Here is a 21,668-nt window from a genome sequence, read left to right on the forward strand (position 1 = left end):
ATAAAAGATGGCGGGTCTGGAAGAAAAACTTTGTCCCGTTTGCTTTCAGGAAGCGATGGAGCATGGGGAGTGTCGGAACTGCGGGTATCATGCAGAAGAATCTTCTGCAGTGAAAGACTATCTGGCACCGTTCACCATTCTGAAAGAAAAATACCTGTTGGGCAAGAGTTTGGGACAGGGCGGTTTCGGAATTACGTATCTTGCTGAGAATATGCAGAGCGGCCTACGCTGCTGCATCAAAGAGTACTTCCCGTCCGGTCTGCTTCAGGGGAGGACACCAGATGGTGCCCTCATCCTGGCAGATGAAGAAAACCGGCCTGAGTATGAAGAGGGAAAGCAGCAGTTCATTGAAGAAGCATGCGCCCTTCAGGAGCTTCGAGAAAATATCTCTGTCGTTGACATTCTGGATTTTTTTGAAGAAAACGGGACGGCATATTTTGCAATGGAGCTGATTGAGGGTTGCAATCTGCGGGTGTTCCGAAAAAATCATAATCCGAAGCAGACGCTCAAGATGGCACTCCAGATGCTGTTCCTGCTCGGAAGTTCACTGGCAGAAGTCCATCGTTTCGGCATGATCCACGGGGATATCAGCCCGGAAAATATCCTTATCACACAGGACGGTGAAATAAAGCTCATCGATTTCGGCGCGGCACGCTCGTTCCGTCAGGGGAGCGATAATAAAGAAAGAAAAATTTACCTGAAGCCGAACTACGCCCCTTACGAGCAGTATACGCAGAAACCGTGTCAGGGACCGTGGACGGACATTTACGCACTGGCCGCAACTTTCTACTTTATCGTGTCAGGGCGCAAGATGCTGGACGCACTGAGCCGTGCGAAAGGAGCCTCCTATCCCCCGTTGCACGAGCTGTGTCCCGCTGTCTCCCGACAGCTGTCGGACGTGATTGACAAGGCGTTGGCGTTCGACTACCACGACCGTTATCGCAGGATGCTTGATTTTCTGGATGCACTGGAACAGGTCGTCCGGCCGGAGGACTACGACATCGATTTGGGGGCACTGATGCCGAAATCAAAGGCATCGAAGCAGGCGGAAATTCATGTCGAGACTTCCGACGACTCGGAGAAGATGTGTCAGGTTGAGGAGCAGAATATGCCAGAGCCGAAGCGCCTGGCCGCATTCTTCCATCCGAAAAAACGCAGGCTGGCATATCTGGAGCTGACGATGCGGAAATCGGGTGGTCACATTTCCAGACGGCGGTGGATAATCGAGCCGAATCGCACGGTGAAGGTCGGGCGTTTGGCGACGAGCGACGTGATGATGCCAGCGGATAACCAGATCAGCCGGAATCACTGCGAGGTGTTTTACAACGAGCCCAAGCGGGAATTTATCGTCAGGGACCTGTCCAAATATGGCACCTATCTGGCGGACGGAAAGCCAATGGAAAAAGAAAAATCGTATACACTGAAAGATGGCGATATTTTTTGTGTCGTGTCGCCCGAGTACACATTCAAGGTGGTGATTGAAACGTGATGTCCCTGTTCAAGCGAAAAAAGGCAGGCGAGGAAGCCAATACCATTCCCGAAGTGATGGATGATATCACACAGACTCTTCTGATACCCGTAAAAGACGAAGGAGAAAAAACGATGTGTGCCGATGCCTATGAGACGAGTCAGGCGGAGATCGCCAGCTATACGTCGATTGGAACCCGGAAAAGCCAGCAGGATTCGATATGCTTTGATTTTGGGGATTTCTGCACAGTCTGCGCTGTGTGTGACGGTATGGGCGGGCTTACCGGGGGCGAACGTGCCAGCGCTTTGGCGGCGCATGGGGTAACGAGATACCTGCTGGAACACGCTCAGGCGGAAGATATTCCTACGGAGATGGGACGCGCAGCACTACGACTGAACGAGGAAGTCAAGAATCTCCGGGACCCGGCCAACCAGAAAATCGAAGCGGGGACGACTCTGACGACAGTGTTTCTCCGTAACGGGAAGCTGTTCTGGTGCAGTATAGGAGACAGCCATATTTACCTGTATAGAGATGGTACGCTAGAGCAGTTGAACATCGATCACAATTTTGGTGCCCAGCTTGACCAAATGGCACTGGAGGGCAGCATAACACAGGATGAGGCACTGCATCATCCGCAGCGTGCTGCTCTGACAAGCTATCTTGGGATTTCGGAGCTGACATTGATCAGCGGAAACCGGATGCCGTTCCAGCTTCGGAAGGGAGATGTGCTCATTCAATGCACGGACGGGCTGTACCGCTATCTGCCGGACAGCACTATGTGCAGAATTTTGGCCGTGACGGGAAATCTGAAACAGGCGGCGGAACAGATGGTCAAAACGGCACTTGCTGTTCCCGGAGGGCACGATAATACGTCGGTTCTATTGGCAAGATATAAAGGCTGAGATCGGAAAATTATAGAAAGAAAGGGGTGCAATAAAAAAACTGGAAGAAGGCACAAAATAAAAGGAGTGTTGCTTTATGGCAAACAGCAAACTTCAGATGCCCGCTAATTATATGGCACTGAACGAAAGTGAAATGTCTTGTGTTGAGGGCGGCGGTATCATTTCTCAGGTCTGCTATGCTTTCGGACGTATGTTCCGTAGCACCTACTACGATAAATGGGAAAGCGAATCCAAAACGCTTGAGCAGTCCCATGGTGCTGTCGTTTCCAAGAAAAACGGTGTATATACTTACTCCGATGGTTATACCCACACAATGTCTGGTGGCAGCAACTGGGGCTTTACCAGTCTCGGTGACTTCTTCTATGGAATCGGCGATCTGTTCGCTGCATTCTATCTGTAAATTCTGAGCTTCTGCGAAGCATCGCAGAGCTTTAACTTATGGCATTCTTCCAGTTTTTTTATTGCATCACAAATTTCGATAACTCAAGCAAAGGAATATCATTATGAAGAAATCTACTGCGAATCATATGCACAGAAAGCGCCGTAAGAACAACCTGACATGGCTCTTTGCTCTGCTTGGCATTCTTGTACTGTTTCTGGGAACGATTTTGGCTTTTTTGATTTTCAGCAATTTGTCGTCTAAGCCCATTGAAACTGTTCAAGAAGTCTCTGCGGTGAATGTAGAAAAAGACATCCCTGAAACGGACATGGGTGATCTGATTTATCACGAACCGGCAGCAGAAAATGTTGTAATGCAGGGCGGTTTTGGATATGTTAACAACGAGCTTCTGGTCACATTGGACAGCTCCGACAGTCTTTCTGCACTGAAAGACTATCTGCGGACGATTGGCGGTGAGGTCGTTGGTGAAATCCCTGTCACTGCGGATTACCAGATTCTTCTCCCTGCTGCGCATACGCAGGAAGAACTGGAGCAGATGATTGAACAGCTCAAAGCACTCCCCTATGTGAGACGTTCTTCTCTGAATTATGCATTTGAGCTGGAAAATGACGCAATTTCGGGTTCTTCGGCGTATTATCCAAATGATAAAAAATGGGACGATTGGAGCGGAAATTCTGGAAACAACTGGAACATGAAGGCCATTGATGCGCCGGGTGCATGGGTATACCGTAATCAAATGCAGCCGGTCAATGTTGGCGTGATAGACGGCATTTTTTACCCATACCATGAGGATCTAAAAGATGTCTTTCAAGAAATGCCGCTTGGAAATGCTTCCGCTATGATGAATCAAGGCTTGAGTATATGGAAAGGAAAGTGGTCAGGCAAAGGGCATGCAACGCATGTTTCCGGAATTATTGGTGCGGATTTTGATAATGGAAAAGGTATTTGCGGTGTGGCTCCAAATGCAAAACTATACGGAGTGGATTGGTCTGACTCACCATTATATCGTACCATTGATAAGAAAAAACCAACCTTTGGAGATGGAAGTAATCTGTATTGCATGAAAATTGCAATGTTATATCTTGTTGTTGAAAAACAATGTCAGGTAATCAATATATCACAAAGTGCATTTGGAGTAGAAGTAAGGTGCAACGCAAGCAACAATAATGATGATGCTATTAATGTTATAAATAAATTTAATGAAGAATTTGCATCATTTTTGAAATATGTCCGAGAACTTTCAAAGATGGAATTTATCATTTGCAAATGCGCAAATAATGATAACAACCATGATCTGTTTTTTTCAAAAGATGCAGATGATGATTTCAATCTTCCATATATTTTGTATAGTGACTATTTGAAATATATGAATGGTGAGTTCGATAGTACGGACGATGAAACGAAAAAATATTGGGATGAAAAGTTCAAACGATATGCTGGAAGGATTTCTAAAGAAAATTGTAAAACTCACAGTGTAAACGCACAGTGGGATATGATTAGCGGTATTACAGATCCGGAAATCGAGGATATGATTATTGTTGTTGGTGCGGCACAGAATACAGGAAAGCATTCATCTTGGGGAAAATGTAAGCATACCGGTTATGAAGTAACAGCTTACAGCAACCGGGGAAGCAGATTGGATGTGCTTGCGCCAGGAGGAGAGAAGACTATTGACGGAATACCTGATGCGTCCATCTATAGCACAGTTCCTTATGGAAATGGCTATGATGGCCTTGTTGGTACTTCCATGGCGTGCCCTCACGTTGCTGGTGTTGCTGCAATGATTTTTGGCATTGATCCTACCTTTACCGCCAAAGAAGTGAAGGATATTATAATAAGCACTGCAACAGGAAGTTATGGAAGTGTTAAGGAACAATATCCGTTGTTAAACGCGCGTTTGGCGGTGGAAAAGGCAATCAAACTGAGTAATGAGAAAGCCAAAGGTCAAACTGGGGATGATTTGCCATTTGAACCAAGTGGCGAGCACCAGTACAGAATTTTCTATGATGCGCTTACATGGGAAGAAGCAAAAGCGGCCTGTGAAGCCAAAGGCGGACACCTTGCAACAATTACTTCAGAAGAAGAACAACAGAAGTTGAATCTCTATAATGCTGGAAACCACAAACTCTGGATCGGCGGCTATAAAAACACGGAGGGGCAATGGTGTTGGGTGACAGGCGAACCATGGGAATATGAGAACTGGGGCGACGGTGAACCTAATAATTCCAGTAATGTCGTTGCGGGAGAAAGCTGTGTTGCCATGTGGCCGGAAAAATGGAACGACCTTGCGAATAGTAATGTTTATGAGCAAAGCGGATACATTTGCGAATGGGAAGCATCCGATGTGGCCGAGGAAACACAGGCCGAAGGTTACACAGGACACCTCTATGAGTTCTATACATTGCCCGAATCGGAGTGGGAGTCCGGCCCAATCACATGGCAGCAAGCAGAGAGACGCTGCGAGTGGAAAGGCGGTCATCTGGCGGTCATTGAATCGTCAACGGAAAATTTTCTTCTCTACAGTGCAATGAAAGCAAAAGGGTACGAGAATGCCTACTTTGGTTACAGCGATAAAAGCTCTGAAGGAAACTGGAAATGGGTCAATGGAACCAGCACCGCTTATACAAATTGGCATTCTGGTGAGCCGAACAATCAGGATGGTATTGAGCACTATGCAATGTTCTATGAAAATTTTCAGGATGGGACATGGAATGATGCAGATGGAATAATTGATGCCGGATGTGCCTACATCTGCGAATGGGACGACCCTACAGATAAAATATCCCAAGGAGATAGCTTTACAGATCAGCAGCTGCGAATCATTGCAAAAGATTTGGGTGTTCCGGATGACCTTAATGTAGAGATTCGTCAATCGCCGAAAGCATATTGGGAGTCTGCTGGCCTTTGGGATATTTATGTTGAGATAACTCATAACGGAAAACTAGTGGCATCGGGAAGCTTCGATGTTGAAACGGGAGAGATGGGACGCAACATTTATATCTATACTCCCGTCTGATACTCTTTTTCTTCAAAGCTTCTGCAAGCAGTGCAAGCTGGTACCAACTTGCAATTTTTGAATCTGATTTCTAAAAATCAAATTCAAAATGCTTGTTGGGCTGTGCCCAAACCCCTTGCGTTCTGCATCCGACGGATGCAGGCTGCGCATTTTTGCAAAATGTTTTTTAATCTGAGTGCCGATGCCTGTGGTGTCGGCACTTTTTGCACAGATGGATTTCCGGAAGCAGAAAATAGTGCTATGCAGCACATCCGGGATTGTGCTATACTTGATTTACATAAACTTGTTTGTCCTAAAAAGTTGGAGGTGTTCATGGCAACACGAACCATTTGTTTTCCCATATCCGGCTATCCCTATTGCAGAGAACAGCCGGTGACATTCACATGGATAAAAGGCAGCAAGCGGCAGAATATCCGTGCCGTCCATGATGCCGTCCATACAACAGACCCGGATGTTTCGATTCTGGAAGTCAGCTCTGCATCCGTTCAGCCGGAGGGTGAAGGTGTTTCTTCTCTGCGGCTTTTGCTGCATCTGGATTCTGTTGCGCAGGATGTACCCATCAGCACGGTTTTTGAAGCCACCAAAGTGTTTGAACATGGTGGGCCATTCGCTGACCTTCTGACCTGTGAGCCACCCAAAGTCCATAAGGACACTCGGCTGCGAACCAGTGGAGAGCTGCTGCGCTACTCTCTGGAAGAAAGTGAGTATCCGACAGAGCCGTACCCGGATTCGTTCTTTGAGTGGCTCTATTGCCGTGCGTTGAAGCAGTCCCCGGAAAAGGCTGCGCAGCTGAGCAGATATAATGCCTTTTCTGATATTGCTGCCGCAGCGGATTCAAAAAAGTATTATGGCGATTCCTCGCGAGCAGTTGCAATCTATGTAGGACTTGCAGCGGCAGGAAAACTTCCGTGCATCGATTCCTATGAATCATTCATTGCGGAAGTTTACACGGAGCCAAAACCTCTGCCTAAATCCGGAAAATCTGAGGTTGCTTCAGAAACGACACCCGAAGTTTCTGCACCAGCAAAAGAGATTCCGGTAGACGAATCGCCGCAGTCCGATAATGCAAATGCGGAAGTGATTCCGGACATTGCGCAGATGGAGCATATCCTTGAGCTGCCCAAAGTGACCTGCCTGCTTCTCTCTTTGGCAAAAAATGCTGGTCTTTCTGCAAATAATTCCAGTGAGCTGGCGTATAAGGGAAAGGAATTCCTTCTTGACACTTATCAGAAAGCACTGAAAAACAAAACGCTCCAAATCAATATCCAGAAGAACAAAATTACATTTCCGATGGAGGAGCATGACAGCGGATTTCATGCAGTCGGTATGTTGACCCGTTCGCCTGCTTGGGAATACGGATGGAAGTTTAACTATCTGACTGAGAATACATCCGGTGCAGAAAAGTCCGAAGTTAAAGAAAAAATCCCTCCGAAGCCTTTGACCGCATTGGAACATCTGGAACGCTGTGGGTATAAAATCGTTCAGCAGGTCGTACCGAAAAAACTTCCGCCGATTGCCGTTCAGCGGATGGCATGGAAAACAGGCGAAGCTCTTTGCGACCCGGTAGTGGTGGATTTCTTGCAGTTTATTCGGACACATATGCAGAGTGACGGCTCTTTTTCGTTCCGTATCCCAAAGGGTACTTCCAAGAATTCGTTTGCCACACTTTCGGAAATCGCTCAGACGTGGGATAAAATGGGACTTTTTGCATCCATTGTGATCTATCCGCAGAATATCGTCTATGAGCTTGCGCAAAATGAGACTGTCCGGCATTTCCTGAGCGGGAAGTGGCTGGAACTTTTTGTGGAGCATCAGGTTCAGCAGATTTTGAATCGCTATCAGGAGGAGCAGGGTGCAGAAGTTTCGCTTTGCTCCAATGTGATTCTTTCAGAAGCGGCATCCGCAGGGAGCACGCATGAACTGGATGTTGCGTTTTCCATCAACGGAAAATTCTTCTGGGTGGAAGCCAAATCGTCCAGCCGAAGTATTGATTATGGAAAATACGCTTCTCTATGCGAAAAGCTGAAAGTAACCTCCGACCGACTGCTTTTGGTCAACAGTGATTTGTCCGTGGAAGAGTGCGAAGGTGTTTCTTATTTCTGGAATTACCGAGTTGCAAATTGTGCAACGATCACGCAGGAACTGGAAAACATGATTGCCAAACAAATTGAAAGCGCCGGAAATGCTGCTCTGAGTATAGACTGAGTAATAAGCAAAAAAGGCCCCGAGAACCTTGCCGGATAAGCGGCAAAGTTCTCAGGGTCGTATTGTTTATCTGGAATGTTCGGTTTGCTTTGGATCCTTTTCCTCATCAAAGAAAAGCTCGATATTTTTCTGCGCTCGAAGAAGCTCCTGCATCTCATCGCGCGCCTTGCGGTAGTCCGGGTAGCGTGCTTTCTTTTCTGTCAGCAGTTTGGAATATTCCGCATCCAACTCCTTAATCTTGGGGAGCGTTTTCAAATTGGATTCATCAAACGCCGCTTTCGCCGCCTTGTGCAGCGTGATTTCTGTGCAGTGCTCTTCCAAAAACTTTTTGCTGTACCCAGCTTTACGGTAGGCATCATACACAGGTCGAGTCTTGGCATAGTTGATGATGTGTGCTTTCAGCACTGCGATTTCTGCCAGCCGCTTCTCAGAGGTTTTGATGGAATCGCCCAGTTCGTGATAGCGAGAAAGTGCAGCATCCGCACGTTCCTTTAGCTCGTCTGCGCTGCTGATTTTCTGCTGTTGCAGAAAAATCAGCGTTTTGGACATCTCTTTCAGGTTGTGCTTCTTCGCCCAACGCTCGTATCCACCGCCCTTGCCCTCGGCAAGTTTCGCTTGAATGTCCACCAGCAACTGAAATGTCTGTTCCTTTGGTGGCTGTTTCTGATGGGGATGATGCTTTGCCCTACCAGCCAACACCGCCTTGATTTCTTCCTCACTGTACCCAGCACCCAGTGTCTTGAAACGGATAAAGCGCTTCTGCCGTGCGCCCTTGACGGAAGTGTATTTGCCGCGTTTGATTTCATAGCCCTGCTGTTCCAGCTTTTGCAAAAATTCTTCGTAGTCGGTGGGTTCCTGCTGCAAAATTTCATCGATGATACCGCACAGCCGGTCGCGGTTGCTTTCCCTTGGCGGGTAAGTGATGCGCTTCTGCCGCTCCCGGTAAGGCTTCTTTTCGATTACGGAAAGCTGATGTTCCAGACAGATCAGATCGCTCAATCGCTGCACTGCCAGACCGGAAAAGAAAAAATCCCGAAATTTCCGGGTGCCGTCCAGTGCAGTGGAATTGTAGATGATATGGTTGTGGATGTGTTCCCGGTCAGTATGAGTGGCAACAATAAAGGCGTGTTTGCCTTTCAGAAATCGGGAGGCCAGTTCGTAGCCGATGCGGTTGGCTTCCTCTGCCGTGATTTCACCGGGCCGGAAGGATTGCCGTATCTGATAGGCGATGACATTGCTTTTTTGGCTGCGCCCGGTGGCCTGCTCGTATAGCTTCTTTGTGAGCATGAACTCCTCATCCACGGTAAGCGGGCTGCATTGATAACTACTGACAAGCTCGCCCTTTTCAGTCTTGTCGGGGTTCTGTGCATAGTCAGTGCGGTCTTTTAGGCAGGCGGCGATAGATTTCCCTTTGTGCTGATGCAGTGCAATCAGACGAGTAGCAGCCAGAGCAGATCACCCCCCAAATGAAAAAGCCGCCCGAAGGCGGCAAAAGATTCAAAATCAAATCACGTCCCGGAACCAACCGCTGAATCGTTCAACGCCCTCCACCATTGCAGTTGCGCCGACAAAAAGGACAAAGCACAAAAATTCAGCAACCAGCAGAATCAAAAACTGATCCCAAGTCTGGCGGTAGACGGTGTAGATGCCGCAGCCGAAAATATACAGCATCAATGGCGCAACAATATAGCTGGACAAGGTAAGCAGCCACTTTGCCATCAGAGCCAGAAAAGCTACAAACAGAGAGATCGGGGCAAGCACCATCTTGAACAGAATCCTCATATCAAACACCAACCTTTCCTTTCGCCCCTATTATAAAGGTATCGGTCCCTGCCTTGCAAGGATGTCAACCGTTATGTAAGCCCGCAGCCTCCTACTGCGGGAAATTTTTTAGAGTTCGGTGAGTTTGTCGAGAAGTTGCTTGCCAATAGCTATCAGCTCATCCAACCGACTACGCAAGTCCTCTAAATCGGCGGCATAGAGCTGCCCGCTTTCATTGGCCCGTTTCGCCACCTGATTCAGGTTGTTGCTGCAATTCTGAAGAAGGTACGCCATCCGACGCAGCTGTGGTAAATCAAGATTCAGGCAGTAACCATCCAGAGCCATTTTTCGCAGATAAGAGCCAATGCTCAAAATACCGCAACTTTCCATCTTCTGACGAATGCGTTCCAGTTCGACTTTGCTGACACGAAAATGGATCTGCTGGTCACGGTGCTCCGTCACCGGGCATCACCATCCTTATCCAAGTAAGATTTGAATGGTCGGACAGGCTCCACTTTATCAGCCTTTTCTTCCAACGCAGCCAGCACAGAGGGGCGGGCATCCGGCTTTTCTTCCGCTTCGGGTTCTGTCCGGCTGGACTGATGCTCCATGTTCAACAGCGCATCCAATTCTGCAAGGCGGGCAGACTTGGTTTGCAGTTCTTCCTCCTGCGCAAACGGCTTGGCGATTTCAACCTCTGCGGCCTGCTTCTGCTGTTCCAGAGAATCCAGTGCGGCCTCAGCATCGGCAATGCGGTCGGCAAAATTGCCGATGGCATTGTCCAGACGGACGATGTTGCCGCGAGGGTCATCGCCCAGCGGTACCGGATAACTCAGCTCGCCGCGGAGAACGATTTGATGCTCATTCTTGAAACTGTCAAAGCGAATGTTAAGCTCAAAGCCGCGATAGGTGCCCAGCAGCATCATATCCGCATTCGGCATCTCCTTGCAGGCGAGCATCAGCCGCTCACCAGCTGCTTTTTTCTCATCGAACACCATGCCCTTGATCGTCATGCCGCAGAAGTTCTCCTTATCCTGCGGGTGTGCGTCTGCGATTTGGGCATCGTTTTTCAGAGCCGCAATACGGTTCTTCGCTTTCTGAATTTCCTCCGGGTAATGCTTGAGCAGCTTATCTTCCAGACGATATTTCTGGTTCTGGTAATCCGAGCGCAGCACCTTGAGCTTTGCTACCTGCACATCCAGATCCATCTTTTCCCGGATGCGCGGGTCGCCTGCGCATAGGGCCTTGACCTCGGCATACGAAAGAGCCTGCTCATCCACATCATCACAGGAGCGCATCGGAGATTTGCTCGTCATGATCTGCGAAATAAACTTCTGCTTGTTTTCCAGCGTTTGCCAGAGGTAGGCGTCGAATGTCCCCTCTGTGACGTAATTATAGACGTAAACTTGTTTGTTTTTGTTGCCCTGACGGATGATTCGGCCGTTGCGTTGGGTCATATCGGACGGTCGCCAGCCTACATCCAGATGATGCACGGCCACCAGCAGGGTCTGGACATTGGTGCCTGCGCCCATCTTTGCAGTGCTGCCCAGCAGGACACGCACCTTGCCGCTGCGGACTTTGAAGAACAAATCCGCTTTCTTACCTTCAGTATCAGCGTTGTGGATGAACTCGACCTCCGATTCCGGCACCCCGGCGGCAAGCAGCTTTGTGCGAATATCATCGTAGACATTGAACGAGCCGTCTCCCTTGGGCGTGGACATATCGCAGAAAATCAGCTGCGTCAGATTATCCTCTTTGGTTTCGTTCCAGATACGCAGAACATTGTCGACGCAGGCATTCAGCTTGCTGTCCGGGTCATCCGGGGTGAGCGGATTCATCAGCCGCTGGTCAAGGCCGATTTTACGTCCGTCCGAGGTGATCTTCAGCATATTGTCCACCGAGGGGTCAACCGCACCGCTATGCACCTCAGCAGCACGTTCGCTCAGGGATTTCACCATGTCCTGCTGGATTTCCGAGGGTTTGACCACGACAGTTTCAAACTTGGCTTCCGGAACAGGCAGATGCAACTGGTCGGAAGTCTTGATGTCCGCTGCCTCCTTGAACATATTCATCAGCTCCGGCAGGTTAAAGAACTTGGCAAAACGTGTGCGCGCACGGTAGCCGGTTCCTTCCGGCGCAAGCTCAATGGCCGTGGTGGTCTCGCCAAACGTAGAAGCCCATGCATCAAAGTGGGTCAGTTGTTTCTGCTGGAGAGTGCTGTACTGCAAATAGCGCATCAGGGTGTACATTTCCGTCATGGAGTTGCTGATGGGCGTTCCCGTTGCGAAAATCACGCCGCGCCCGCCAGTCACTTCATCCAGATAACGACACTTGCCGAACATATCGCTGGACTTCTGTGCTTCGGAGGTAGAAAGGCCAGCAACATTGCGCATCTTGGTGTAAAGATATAGGTTCTTGTAGTTCTGGCTCTCGTCCACAAATAACCTATCTACGCCTAATTGTTCAAATGTGACCACATCATCCTTGCGATCGGTGGACTGTAGCTTTTTCAGTTTCACCTCCAATGTTTTCCGTGTCTTTTCCATCTGTTTCACGGTAAAATGCTCACCGGACTGTTCCTTGGCCTCTGCAATGGCTTTTTCGATTTCCTCGATCTGATCTTCGATGATCCGTGCCTGCCGTTCCGCAGAAAGAGGGATTTTCTCAAACTGCGAGTGGCCGATAATGACGGCATCGTAGTCGCCGGTTGCGATGCGGGCGCAAAAACGCTTTCGATTGGCGGGTTCAAAGTCTTTCTTGCTGGTAACGAGCAGCTTTGCATTGGGGTATAGCCGCAGGAACTCGCTGGCCCACTGCTCGGTCAGATGGTTGGGTACCACGAACAGGCTTTTCTGACACAGGCCCAAACGCTTAGATTCCATTGCCGAAGCTGCCATCTCAAAACTTTTGCCGGCACCCACCTCGTGGGCGAGCAGGGTGTTCCCACCATAAAGCACATGAGCAACTGCATTGCGCTGATGTTCCCGCAGATTGATCTCCGGATTCATACCGACAAAATGGATATGGCTTCCGTCATACTCGCGGGGCCGGGTACTATTGAACAACTCGTTATACTGCTTCACCAGCAGATTCCGCCGCTGCGGGTCTTGCCAAACCCAGCCTGCAAAGGTATCCTTGATGGCCTGCTGCTTCTGCTGGGCAAGCATCGTCTCCTTCTGGTTCAGGACACGCCGCTCTTTACCATCCTCCTCAATGGTATCATAAATGCGGCAGTCCCGCAAATTCAAGGTGTCCTCCAAAATCTTGTAGGCGTTGGCCCGGTGGGTGCCGTAGGTTTCGGTGGACATGATATCATACATTCCGGCGGCAGATTTGTTGCCGATGCGCCATTCGGACGTAAATGGAGAGTAGCGGACTTGGATCAGGTTGTTATAGCGGATGCGGTAGGGCGGCTGAAAAGTCTCCATCATAAACTGCTGCACAATGGCGGGATTCAGCCATGTGGCACCCAGTCGGATGTCGATTTCTGATGCTTCAAGGTCCTTCGGCTGCGCTTTGGTCAAAGCCTCCACATTGATCTTGAACTCCGGGTGGCTTTCAGCGGCAAGCTGAGCCATGCGCAGTTTATTCCGCACATTGCCGGAAAGATACTCGTCCGCAGTCTGCCAGCCTGCTTCCGGCTCATCTGCATCCGCAGAAGGGTCTTTGAAAATCACGCCTTGCAGCTCTGTGGTAATACGCTCATAATCGCCGGGAGAGCCGAGAAGTTCCGCCATATAGGGCAGATCAACACGGCCATGTTCTCCAATGGATACTGCCAGTGCTTCGCTGGGGGTGTCCACGCTGGTGATCGTGTGCTCTGGGCGAATCGTTCGCTTGGTGAACATATCCGCCTTGCTTTTGAGCTGTTTATTCTCATCGAGATTTTCCAAAGAGCAGAGCAGATAGTAGGAAGAATCATCCTCAAACAAACGCCCATTTTTGCGGTCGTTGAGCAGACCGTATTTTGCGGTAAAAGCGTCATAAGCTGTGTTCAGCTTTGCTTGGGTTGCCTTAATGTCCTCATCCGGGTAATCGTCCAGCTGCTCCTGAATCAGCTGGTTGACGATCTGCCGCAGTTCCACCATGCCGGTGACACGGGCTTTGGCATTATCGGACAACTCCACCTGCGTCATAATCGAATTTTCTCGGTAGTACACCTCACCGTCCACCACGGCATAGGAGAAATTCTTTACATCCGGGTCAGCGGGGAGCGTCTTGCGCTCGACTTCTGCATCCGCAACATCTGGTGTTTCCACCTCGACTTCAACATACTGGCCCTCAATATGCTGTACCGCTTCGGCAAGCTGGTCGGCCAGCACTGCGCCCTCAATGGGCGCAACGGTCAGATCGTGTCCGTATGGGGTGCTTTCGGTGGTCAGCTCGCCCAGCACCATCTCCGGGTGGTCCACAAAATACTGGTTGATAGCAAAGCCATCCTCGGTCTTGCCAAGCTGCACCCAGTCCGGCTCATGGTCGATGGGGCGATCACGCTTTTGCAGGAAGATAATATCCGAAACCACTTCGGTGCCAGCATTCGCCTTGAACGCATTATTCGGCAGACGGATCGCGCCCAGCAAGTCGGCACACTCTGCCATGTGCTTGCGGGCGGTGCTGTCCTTGCTGTCCATGGTGTAGCGGCTGGTGACAAAAGCTATAACACCGCCCGGACGCACTTGGTCGATGGCTTTTGCAAAGAAATAATTGTGGATGTTGAAACCCAATTTGTTATACGCCTTGTCGTTGACCTTATACTGACCGAAAGGCACATTGCCGATTGCCAAATCATAGAAATCCTGGCGGTCGGTGGTTTCAAATCCGGCAACAGTAATGTCTGCCTGTGGGTACAGTTTTTTCGCAATACGCCCGGTGATGCTGTCCAGTTCCACACCGTACAGTCGGCTATCTGCCATGGTGTCCGGCAGCATCCCGAAAAAGTTGCCGACGCCCATGGACGGCTCCAAGATGTTGCCGGACTTAAAGCCCATCTTTTCGACTGCCTCATAAATTGAGCGAATCACCACCGGGGAGGTATAGTGGGCATTCAGAGTGCTGGAACGGGCGGCAGTGTACTCGTCCTCGGAAAGCAGATTTTTCAGTTCCGCATATTCCTTTGCCCAGTTGTCCTTGCTGGGGTCAAAGGCATCTGACAGACCGCCCCAGCCTACATACTGGGAAAGCACCTGCTGCTCCTCGGCGGTGGCACCCCGGTGCTCCTGTTCCAGCTTGAACAAAGTGCGGATGGCTTCGATATTCCGGGCATATTTCTGCTTTGCGCCGCCCTCGCCCAGATGGTCGTCCGTGATGCGGAAGTTTCCGGCAGGCTCCGGCGCAGGTTCGGCATTCAGGGCTTCATCCAAGGCAGTGGCATCCGGGAAGGTCTGCACTTTTCCGTCCATCACGGCAGAGATAGGCAGCTCGTCCAGTTCCTCATCGGAAAGTTGCGCTTCAACCTGCCGCAGACCGTCCTCGAATTGTCGTTTGTTGATAACTTCGTTATCCCACGACTGCCCGTGTGCGCTGGTGTCGATGCGCACATCGGTATCACCGATATAGCCTACTGTTCCTTCAATCGTTCTGGTGGGAAGGTCTACTACAACTTCGTCCCCGATCTTATAGCTGACCTCTTTTTCGGGAACCAGATCAATGGCTGCGGCCTGCTGTTCTTCGTACAGTTCCCTGATGTGCGGAAGATGCTCATTGCGGAAAATGGGCAGTCTGTTTTTCGTCAGCTCCATGTCCTGCAAGCTGACGGATTTGAACGTAAAATTAACGTGTTCCACCCGAAAATCCCGGCCATCCAGCTTGATGATGCTGCCGATTGGCAGATAATCCGCTTCCCGGAGATATTTTGTCTGGTGGTGGGAGCCATTTTCGTTCAAGCCAGCCAGATAGACGTTGTTGCCCGCTGCCCACAGCTTTTTAGATTCTGCTGCCCACTGCTCACTCGGAAAACCAGTTACTTTGACTTTGCCAAGCACATTTTCCTGTGACAGAAGATTGGTGCGCAGAATCCGCTCCACAGCAACGGCATCTTTGTCATAGAACAGATAGTTACCGTTCAGTTCAAAGCCCACGAGGGTGTTGGGATACTGTTTTTTCAGAGCAGTGTACTCTGCGGCAACAGTGCCATCCAGCATCGGAAGCTGACACTCAGCTTCCTGTCTGGCAGTACGCTGTTCCTTCTCCTTGTCGGTCAGGTAGCGGTCGGACTGGATCATCAGGTCGATATACTTTTCCACCTGCGCCCATTTCAGGGTGATTTTCTGGTGGTCAGGGTAATGGTCAAATTCCAGACCCTTCCAGTCGTGGTTCACAAAACCCCGGCTTCCGTCCAGAAAATCGTGGGAGTGCCCACCGATGCCGTACTCCTTTGCCAACGCCTTGGCACGGAGTTTTCGGTCAGGCTGGGTCTGGTACAGTGCCATAATGCGTTGCTTGCCACCTGCAAACCCAGAACCATGCTTACGCAGTTCGTTCTCGATTTCAGCCTGCGACAAAACAAAAGCGGAGGGCGTTTTTTCGCTCTCCGCTTGGTCGATTTTTTCAATTTGCTGGGCTTCGGTGGGGATGTTCGCATCCAGAAAACTTAGCTGTAGATCAGCTCCGTCAGCACCAGTTCCTCTGCCTGTGCTTTCAGGCTGTTCATGTGCTGCACCCACATCAGTTGATTCTGCGCTTTGTCCGGGGCTGGGTCCTGCTTCAGAAGCTGCTCCATGGTCTGCTGCATCCGGCTCTCTGCCGTCTGCTCCACCTCCATCAGGTGCGGATACAGGCTCCCGTTCATCAGCATCGTGTGGTACAGCACCGGGCGATGCTGTTTCAGGTAGGTCCGGCGCAGCCTGCCGTACTTGCCCAGCGGCTTCCGGGGCTGGTTCAGGATCAGGTTCGGGAGCTGGTAGTCCCCGACGGTCGAGTAGGTCACGTTCCTGCTGTTCGTATTCATATTGACTCCTTTCTGCATTGCGGCGGCGAATGGTGGTTTTCACGGTGCGCTCGATGTTCCGCAGCACCTCACGGCTCATGTCGCTGACGGCTCCACCAAGGGCAAAGACAGCATCCGGGGTGGAAAAATTGTAGATCGCCTGAAAATCGTCCTTGTCGAACCACCCGGCAGGCTCAAACCCGCAGCGTTCCAGCAGCGTGTAGGTGACGCTGATGGTGGCGGCAGACTTGAACTGCATCTCCACCCCGGCTTCATCATAATCCATCAAAAGCGAGCCGTCAACGATGGCACGAATGTCGCCGCCGTTGTTGTCCCAGTAATCTGCCACCAGTTTCCCAACAACATCGGCAAGCTGCTGGCTGATACGCTCCCCGCTGATGCCGTAGGTCTTGCTCAACATTTCCGAAACCGGCTGCTTCAGGTCGTCGTTGTACTGCCACACCTCCGGGTCACGGGAATTGCGGCGCACCCCGGTATCCGACACATCAAAGACGTAGTGCAGCCGGGGGAATCCGCTGGATTCATCCAGCAGGGCGATGCCCTTGGCGCCCCGGCGCACATAGCGGTTCATCCGGTTGTTCCAGATGTCAAAGTCGGCGCAGGCGGTGGCATCCGGGCGCTGGGCGTAGATCATGAGCTGGTCGGCAAAGGGGTACTTGTACAGCCGGGATGCGGTGGTCAGGTAGTCCGTCCAGCTTTCCCAGTACCGGGTCAAGCCGTTGGCTGTGCGCTGGGCAAGGGCGAGATATTCTTCGGTTTTGCTTGGCATTTTAGCCTCCTTCTTTAGTTTTTAGGGTATAAAAAGAGCGGGCAACCATTTTGGGGTTGCCCGCTGGAAAGTGTATTGAGATAAGATTATTTGCTATTGTCCTTTATGTACTTCATAACGCAGCACCCCATCACGATGACGGGAAGCACGGTTCGTAAACCGAGGTCGCCGACCCGCACATTTACATCAATCACAAGCCCTGCAAACCATGCCGCTAAAGTGAAAACAGTTGCCCATCCATAACTCATGAGAATTCATCTCCTTAATCTATAAAGTTACAGCTTCATAATGAGAAAATGTTTTGCGAACATCAAACACGCCAATGATTTTATTGCATTTTTTGCATAGAAAAGCGTTTGGTATCTTTGTCTGTCCTAATAAAATGCTGGAATTGCCAATACTGTGCCATTCCTGATAGGAAATTCTTCTAAGTCCTTTTTTATCAAACTCGTCTTTTGGAACCCACCCAACTGAGATACCAGCGGAAATCAATCCTCCCGCAAGCATTTCTTCTCCACAAATAGGACATTTCATATCAGCGTCTCCTAATCAATAGTACACTCAAAGATTTGATTTCACCACTTGATCTTAAATGGAATCAGTTCGCCAGAAACAATCCCAAAGAAATACAAAAGCCCGATTTCGATAGCAACACAGATTATCAGCAGAAGATTTGCAAGAGCTTTACTGTCGCTCAATTCTTCAATATTTTTTCGGTATTGGACAAAGACCCACATTTCAGAGGTGAAAAACAAAATGTAAAGGAGGCTGCTCCGAAAAAAAGCCATCATATTCGATAGCGCATAATTGATAAGAATAAGATTTATGGAATGAATAGCGACATCCAAAATCTTTGGGAATTTTCGTTTCATACACAGACACTCCAAACCTACAGTTCGGTTTCCACCGCAAGCTGCTCCTGCTTCTCTTTTTCATCAGCGATTTGGGTATCAACATCTTCGCGCATCTTTTTCAGAAGTGCAAGGACTCGCTTGATTTGACCTTTGGTATTCTCCACTCTGCTCTGTGCCTGATTGATGTGATCCAGAACTGCCCAGTCTGCAAAGAGGCCGTCAAAGAAGAAATCTGCAAATTTTAGAAAGCTGTCCACCGTAACCTGAAGGTCGGCGGTGATCTCAACATCGGCAAGTTCAGTTTTGAACCGTCGCAGTTCCACTTGAAGCTGTTCGATTTGTTCCTGCGCATCGTCCAGTTCCTCATACTTGGCAAGATCAGCCATCAAACCGCCGCCCATTACGTCCCATGTACTCCAGCCCTCGGCATTGTCGAGGGTTTCCAGAACTTCATTGACCGTATGCAGGGCGGTCTTTCCGGCGTTGATGGCCTCCAGCAGCTCCCGTTTTTGGACTTTCAGTGCGGCAATACGGCTTTCACTTTCCGCAACCAGCTGTGCGGCAGGATGGGCAGATGCTTTGATGCTTTTGATTTTTTCGGAAAGAGCAGCTTGATACTGCCTTTCGCAATCGGACAGCCGTGCCAATCTATTTTGAATCTGCTCCAAGTCGGCATCAACGGAAGAAAGGTCATGGAGAGCCACATCGTACTTGACACGGGCTGCATAGGCTTCCTGCCGTTCCTTGTCCAGCTTCTCATCCATCTTTCCGATCACCTGATAGAAAAATGCGGCAAGGCTGTGCCCCTCCAGACGGTCCACGTCAGCCTGTTCCGCCAGCTTGGATTTTTCCAGCTTTTTCAGACGATCAGCAAGCGTATCTCTCTGGGCGGTCAGCTCTTTCTGTTTTGCTTCGCAGCTTTTCTTTTCAGCGACCTGCTGCCAAAGTTCTTTCAACGTAGAATCATTCATATGGAATGTCCTTTCCCGGCATTACGTTTCTTCATTCAGAAGCTGGTTCAAAAAATGCTGCCGATTATTTACAAATGTTTTGGTGATAACGTAGCTGTCCGTATCTTCATACTGACAAGGATGAATCGTGCCATTGTCGAAGCTAAAAATTTCAGCATCAGGCATTCCGAGGAGAATGGGTGAATGTGATACAATAATGAATTGCGCCCCTTCTTGGGCACACCGATAAATGTTGATCAGCAACGTGAGTTGCCTCTGCGGGGATAGAGCAGCTTCCGGCTCGTCAAAAATATAGACTCCATCTGCACCCATGTAGTCCTGCGCAATGGCGAGAAAACTTTCACCGTGTGATTTTTGGTGATAGCCTTTGGAGGGATGATCGTCATCGGAATAGTCGATTTCCTTGGTGGCTACATTATAGAAACTCTCTGCCCGGAGAAAATACCCGAACTTTGGTCTGCGATACCCCTTGGAAATCGTCATAGCCTCACATAGTTCCGAATGGGAGTTGTATGTGGAAAATGAATAGTTTTTCGTTCCACCCTCCGCGTTGAAGCCGTAAGCAACAGCGATTGCTTCCAGAAGTGTAGATTTTCCGCTTCCATTTTCGCCCACAAAGAACGTAATGGGCTTATGGAATGTAAAAGTGTCGATTCCACTGATGGCAGGAATCTGACGAACATAATTGTATGGGCGAACTCTGTTCCAGTCGATGGTCAGCCCTTGGATAAACAGATCGTTCATACAGTACTCCTTACTATACAATGTAGGAGAACGCTTAGTTCCGCTCATACCCAAGATAGCGGGTGCCCTGAAAACTCAGCTTTCCAATGTCGCCCTCCACAAGCATTCCGTAGTCCGAACCACTTACGGTAAGCTCCATGCGGTCGCCGCTCTCTACCTGAAAGGTCACATAATAGGTCGTGAACGTATGAGCCATCGTATTGTCTGTATGGTGGCGAGAAACTTCCGTTCGTTTTGCCACAACCGTTGCCGGAACAGTCAGCCGCGGCGAATGGTTGTTTTTATTCCATGTGCTGATATTTCCGATGATGGTGTATAGTATCATACCCAGAACCACAAGGAACAGGATGGGAAACAGAATGCTGAACAGCATATCAATTCCAGCGTAAAACATCTTATTCCTCCAAAATTTCTTCCAGCAGGTCCTTTACATCGTCCAGAAAAGATTCTTCTCCGAGGGTGTTCACCTTGAAAAACACCGCTTGACTGCCTCCTGCGGTGATGGCAGACAGCCGAATCGGACTGTCCGCATTCTGGAACATGGTCAGTGTCAGACTCAGGCGGTTGCCGCCCATCATGCTGTACCGTTCAAATACACGGACACTGCACCGGGCATCGCCCTCTTTGAAATCACTGCCTGCCTCTAAATCTGCCGACCAACTGCTGTCCGGGATTTCATTTTCCAGCTTCCGAAGCAGCTTGTCAAAGTTTTTGTTTCGGATGGTCTTTTCAAAGATTGCCATAATGGTTCCTCCGTTCTGACAATTAAAAATCGGTCCCTTATTTTTGATACGAGCAGAGCCACAGAAAAATTGCGGAGAAATCGCTTGAAGAGAGGAATTTTGTCTGATTTGATTATAGCATATCTTTTGGAAGAACAAAATACTTTATGTACGCCGCCCGCAGGCGGCAAAGATCAGTCCAGTGGAAATTCCAACTCGACAAACTCAGCATCGGTCATGAGTTTCAGCTTTTCGATAACGCCCTCCGACAACTCCCGCAGGGCAGTTTCATCGGGCATCAGGTAGCACTGCATCAGCCGCAGTTCGTGGATAAGCCCCAGCCGGGTGCCGGTGTTGTAGAGCATCATCAGGGTCAATTCCTCGTGGTTAAAGTTCATGTTCAGCCCTCGCTTTCCGGCAGGCGGTGGGATTGCACTCCGGGGCATCGCACTTCTCTTTGAGATTCAGCAGCACCGAAGGACGTTCCGGCTGCTTGTCCAGAAACCCCTGTAAATCTTTGAAGCCGATGCTGTCCACATAATGCACAGACACCTCGCCATTGCGTCTGAGTGCGATCACATCGCTGACCGACAGGCTGTGCCCCTCAAAATCCTGCGGACGGGAGATGTTGAACATCTGAAACAGTTCTTCCAGAACCTCGTTGTCCGGCACATCCTGCCACATGGCGGGCAAATCAGCATAGTAGGTGACCTCGTAATGCTCCGGGTCTGGCGTTTTGCCCCGACGATGCAGTTCCCGCATGGAAGCAAATCTTTCATCGAGGATTTTTTCGTCATGCCGCAGCTGCATCACCATATAAACATCGCACCCTGCGTTCAGAAACTTCTGCGGGATGTCCGTCATGGGCTCACCGTCAAAATTCTGGTTCCATTTTTGCTGCATCGTCCAC

The 21,668-nt window shown here is 49.7% G+C and carries 20 protein-coding genes; 6 read left to right on the forward strand and 14 right to left on the reverse strand.

Annotation, left to right across the window (positions count from 1 at the left end; genetic code table 11):
• Positions 1 to 7: 7 nt before the first annotated feature.
• The 5 genes from ACNSPV_RS08700 (at position 8) to ACNSPV_RS08720 (ending at position 7,991) form a co-directional block, all read left to right on the forward strand.
• Positions 8 to 1,489, forward strand: coding sequence for a protein kinase domain-containing protein (locus ACNSPV_RS08700; protein WP_156073447.1), 1,482 nt, complete (start codon positions 8 to 10; stop codon positions 1,487 to 1,489).
• The gene (locus tag ACNSPV_RS08705) at positions 1,489 to 2,370 is read left to right on the forward strand and encodes a PP2C family protein-serine/threonine phosphatase (protein WP_348583691.1); all 882 of its coding nucleotides are present in this window, start codon (positions 1,489 to 1,491) and stop codon (positions 2,368 to 2,370) included. The genes ACNSPV_RS08700 and ACNSPV_RS08705 overlap by 1 nt, the downstream gene beginning before the upstream one ends.
• A 76-nt stretch (positions 2,371 to 2,446) precedes the next feature.
• Entirely contained in the window at positions 2,447 to 2,770 is a 324-nt protein-coding gene (locus tag ACNSPV_RS08710) for a hypothetical protein (RefSeq protein ID WP_015565637.1), read from the forward strand.
• A gap of 103 nt (positions 2,771 to 2,873) precedes the next feature.
• Positions 2,874 to 5,786, forward strand: a complete 2,913-nt coding sequence (locus tag ACNSPV_RS08715; protein ID WP_348583690.1) for a S8 family serine peptidase — start codon at positions 2,874 to 2,876, stop codon at positions 5,784 to 5,786.
• Positions 5,787 to 6,098: 312 nt separating this feature from the next.
• Entirely contained in the window at positions 6,099 to 7,991 is a 1,893-nt protein-coding gene (locus ACNSPV_RS08720) for a DarT1-associated NADAR antitoxin family protein (RefSeq protein WP_197039540.1), read from the forward strand.
• 66 nt (positions 7,992 to 8,057) lie between these two features.
• Here ACNSPV_RS08720 and ACNSPV_RS08725 read toward each other — a convergent pair whose 3' ends face one another.
• From ACNSPV_RS08725 to ACNSPV_RS08745, 5 genes are all read right to left on the reverse strand, one after another.
• The gene (locus ACNSPV_RS08725; RefSeq protein WP_120081531.1) at positions 8,058 to 9,440 is read right to left on the reverse strand and encodes a relaxase/mobilization nuclease domain-containing protein; all 1,383 of its coding nucleotides are present in this window, start codon (positions 9,438 to 9,440) and stop codon (positions 8,058 to 8,060) included.
• Between the two features lie 54 nt (positions 9,441 to 9,494).
• On the reverse strand, positions 9,495 to 9,773 hold the full coding sequence (locus ACNSPV_RS08730) for a hypothetical protein (protein WP_015565635.1): 279 nt from the start codon (positions 9,771 to 9,773) through the stop codon (positions 9,495 to 9,497).
• A gap of 108 nt (positions 9,774 to 9,881) precedes the next feature.
• Positions 9,882 to 10,214 carry a plasmid mobilization protein gene (locus ACNSPV_RS08735; RefSeq protein WP_156073441.1) on the reverse strand — a complete coding sequence of 111 codons (333 nt, stop codon included), beginning with the start codon at positions 10,212 to 10,214 and terminating at the stop codon, positions 9,882 to 9,884.
• Positions 10,211 to 16,180 (reverse strand): DEAD/DEAH box helicase family protein, encoded by a 5,970-nt coding sequence (locus tag ACNSPV_RS08740; RefSeq protein ID WP_418268272.1) that lies wholly within the window; start codon positions 16,178 to 16,180, stop codon positions 10,211 to 10,213. Before ACNSPV_RS08740 ends, ACNSPV_RS08735 begins: the two co-directional genes overlap by 4 nt.
• 161 nt (positions 16,181 to 16,341) lie before the next feature.
• Entirely contained in the window at positions 16,342 to 16,698 is a 357-nt protein-coding gene (locus ACNSPV_RS08745) for a TnpV protein (protein ID WP_227619148.1), read from the reverse strand.
• Position 16,699: 1 nt separating this feature from the next.
• Here ACNSPV_RS08745 and ACNSPV_RS08750 point away from each other — a divergent pair, with 1 nt between their 5' ends.
• Positions 16,700 to 17,485, forward strand: a complete 786-nt coding sequence (locus tag ACNSPV_RS08750; protein WP_227619147.1) for a hypothetical protein — start codon at positions 16,700 to 16,702, stop codon at positions 17,483 to 17,485.
• A 68-nt stretch (positions 17,486 to 17,553) separates the two neighbouring features.
• Here ACNSPV_RS08750 and ACNSPV_RS08755 read toward each other — a convergent pair whose 3' ends face one another.
• The 9 genes from ACNSPV_RS08755 to ACNSPV_RS08795 form a co-directional block, all read right to left on the reverse strand.
• Positions 17,554 to 17,715, reverse strand: a complete 162-nt coding sequence (locus tag ACNSPV_RS08755) for a hypothetical protein (RefSeq protein WP_015565631.1) — start codon at positions 17,713 to 17,715, stop codon at positions 17,554 to 17,556.
• Positions 17,716 to 17,734: 19 nt separating this feature from the next.
• Positions 17,735 to 18,001, reverse strand: a complete 267-nt coding sequence (locus ACNSPV_RS08760; protein ID WP_227619146.1) for a PF20097 family protein — start codon at positions 17,999 to 18,001, stop codon at positions 17,735 to 17,737.
• 41 nt (positions 18,002 to 18,042) lie between these two features.
• Positions 18,043 to 18,339 carry a hypothetical protein gene (locus tag ACNSPV_RS08765; protein WP_117533922.1) on the reverse strand — a complete coding sequence of 99 codons (297 nt, stop codon included), beginning with the start codon at positions 18,337 to 18,339 and terminating at the stop codon, positions 18,043 to 18,045.
• 17 nt (positions 18,340 to 18,356) lie between these two features.
• The gene (locus ACNSPV_RS08770) at positions 18,357 to 19,292 is read right to left on the reverse strand and encodes a hypothetical protein (protein WP_348583689.1); all 936 of its coding nucleotides are present in this window, start codon (positions 19,290 to 19,292) and stop codon (positions 18,357 to 18,359) included.
• Between the two features lie 21 nt (positions 19,293 to 19,313).
• Positions 19,314 to 20,036, reverse strand: coding sequence for an AAA family ATPase (locus tag ACNSPV_RS08775; RefSeq protein WP_005921747.1), 723 nt, complete (start codon positions 20,034 to 20,036; stop codon positions 19,314 to 19,316).
• Positions 20,037 to 20,070: 34 nt separating this feature from the next.
• The gene (locus tag ACNSPV_RS08780; RefSeq protein ID WP_158397127.1) at positions 20,071 to 20,430 is read right to left on the reverse strand and encodes a DUF2500 domain-containing protein; all 360 of its coding nucleotides are present in this window, start codon (positions 20,428 to 20,430) and stop codon (positions 20,071 to 20,073) included.
• Position 20,431: 1 nt separating this feature from the next.
• Positions 20,432 to 20,779, reverse strand: coding sequence for a DUF6054 family protein (locus tag ACNSPV_RS08785; RefSeq protein WP_097782404.1), 348 nt, complete (start codon positions 20,777 to 20,779; stop codon positions 20,432 to 20,434).
• Positions 20,780 to 20,952: 173 nt separating this feature from the next.
• Positions 20,953 to 21,156 carry a transposon-transfer assisting family protein gene (locus ACNSPV_RS08790; RefSeq protein ID WP_348583688.1) on the reverse strand — a complete coding sequence of 68 codons (204 nt, stop codon included), beginning with the start codon at positions 21,154 to 21,156 and terminating at the stop codon, positions 20,953 to 20,955.
• Complete coding sequence (locus ACNSPV_RS08795) at positions 21,146 to 21,661, reverse strand: YodL domain-containing protein (protein ID WP_348583687.1); 516 nt, start codon at positions 21,659 to 21,661, stop codon at positions 21,146 to 21,148. The genes ACNSPV_RS08790 and ACNSPV_RS08795 overlap by 11 nt, the downstream gene beginning before the upstream one ends.
• Between the last annotated feature and the right edge of the window lie 7 nt (positions 21,662 to 21,668).

The sequence above is a fragment of the Faecalibacterium sp. 3 genome, assembly GCF_048323735.1.
Lineage (GTDB): Bacteria > Bacillota > Clostridia > Oscillospirales > Ruminococcaceae > Faecalibacterium > Faecalibacterium wellingii.

What these genes read in the sequence shown, in the direction of transcription:
- ACNSPV_RS08730 (WP_015565635.1), bottom strand. Translation starts at nt 9,773, where the DNA reads ATGAGGATTCTGTTCAAGATGGTGCTTGCCCCGATCTCTCTGTTTGTA.
- ACNSPV_RS08740 (WP_418268272.1), bottom strand. Translation starts at nt 16,180, where the DNA reads ATGGCACTGTACCAGACCCAGCCTGACCGAAAACTCCGTGCCAAGGCG.
- ACNSPV_RS08795 (WP_348583687.1), bottom strand. Translation starts at nt 21,661, where the DNA reads ATGCAGCAAAAATGGAACCAGAATTTTGACGGTGAGCCCATGACGGAC.
- ACNSPV_RS08790 (WP_348583688.1), bottom strand. Translation starts at nt 21,156, where the DNA reads ATGAACTTTAACCACGAGGAATTGACCCTGATGATGCTCTACAACACC.
- ACNSPV_RS08785 (WP_097782404.1), bottom strand. Translation starts at nt 20,779, where the DNA reads ATGGCAATCTTTGAAAAGACCATCCGAAACAAAAACTTTGACAAGCTG.
- ACNSPV_RS08760 (WP_227619146.1), bottom strand. Translation starts at nt 18,001, where the DNA reads ATGAAATGTCCTATTTGTGGAGAAGAAATGCTTGCGGGAGGATTGATT.
- ACNSPV_RS08720 (WP_197039540.1), top strand. Translation starts at nt 6,099, where the DNA reads ATGGCAACACGAACCATTTGTTTTCCCATATCCGGCTATCCCTATTGC.
- ACNSPV_RS08780 (WP_158397127.1), bottom strand. Translation starts at nt 20,430, where the DNA reads ATGTTTTACGCTGGAATTGATATGCTGTTCAGCATTCTGTTTCCCATC.
- ACNSPV_RS08770 (WP_348583689.1), bottom strand. Translation starts at nt 19,292, where the DNA reads ATGAATGATTCTACGTTGAAAGAACTTTGGCAGCAGGTCGCTGAAAAG.
- ACNSPV_RS08765 (WP_117533922.1), bottom strand. Translation starts at nt 18,339, where the DNA reads ATGAAACGAAAATTCCCAAAGATTTTGGATGTCGCTATTCATTCCATA.
- ACNSPV_RS08710 (WP_015565637.1), top strand. Translation starts at nt 2,447, where the DNA reads ATGGCAAACAGCAAACTTCAGATGCCCGCTAATTATATGGCACTGAAC.
- ACNSPV_RS08705 (WP_348583691.1), top strand. Translation starts at nt 1,489, where the DNA reads ATGTCCCTGTTCAAGCGAAAAAAGGCAGGCGAGGAAGCCAATACCATT.
- ACNSPV_RS08775 (WP_005921747.1), bottom strand. Translation starts at nt 20,036, where the DNA reads ATGAACGATCTGTTTATCCAAGGGCTGACCATCGACTGGAACAGAGTT.
- ACNSPV_RS08745 (WP_227619148.1), bottom strand. Translation starts at nt 16,698, where the DNA reads ATGAATACGAACAGCAGGAACGTGACCTACTCGACCGTCGGGGACTAC.
- ACNSPV_RS08700 (WP_156073447.1), top strand. Translation starts at nt 8, where the DNA reads ATGGCGGGTCTGGAAGAAAAACTTTGTCCCGTTTGCTTTCAGGAAGCG.
- ACNSPV_RS08715 (WP_348583690.1), top strand. Translation starts at nt 2,874, where the DNA reads ATGAAGAAATCTACTGCGAATCATATGCACAGAAAGCGCCGTAAGAAC.
- ACNSPV_RS08755 (WP_015565631.1), bottom strand. Translation starts at nt 17,715, where the DNA reads ATGAGTTATGGATGGGCAACTGTTTTCACTTTAGCGGCATGGTTTGCA.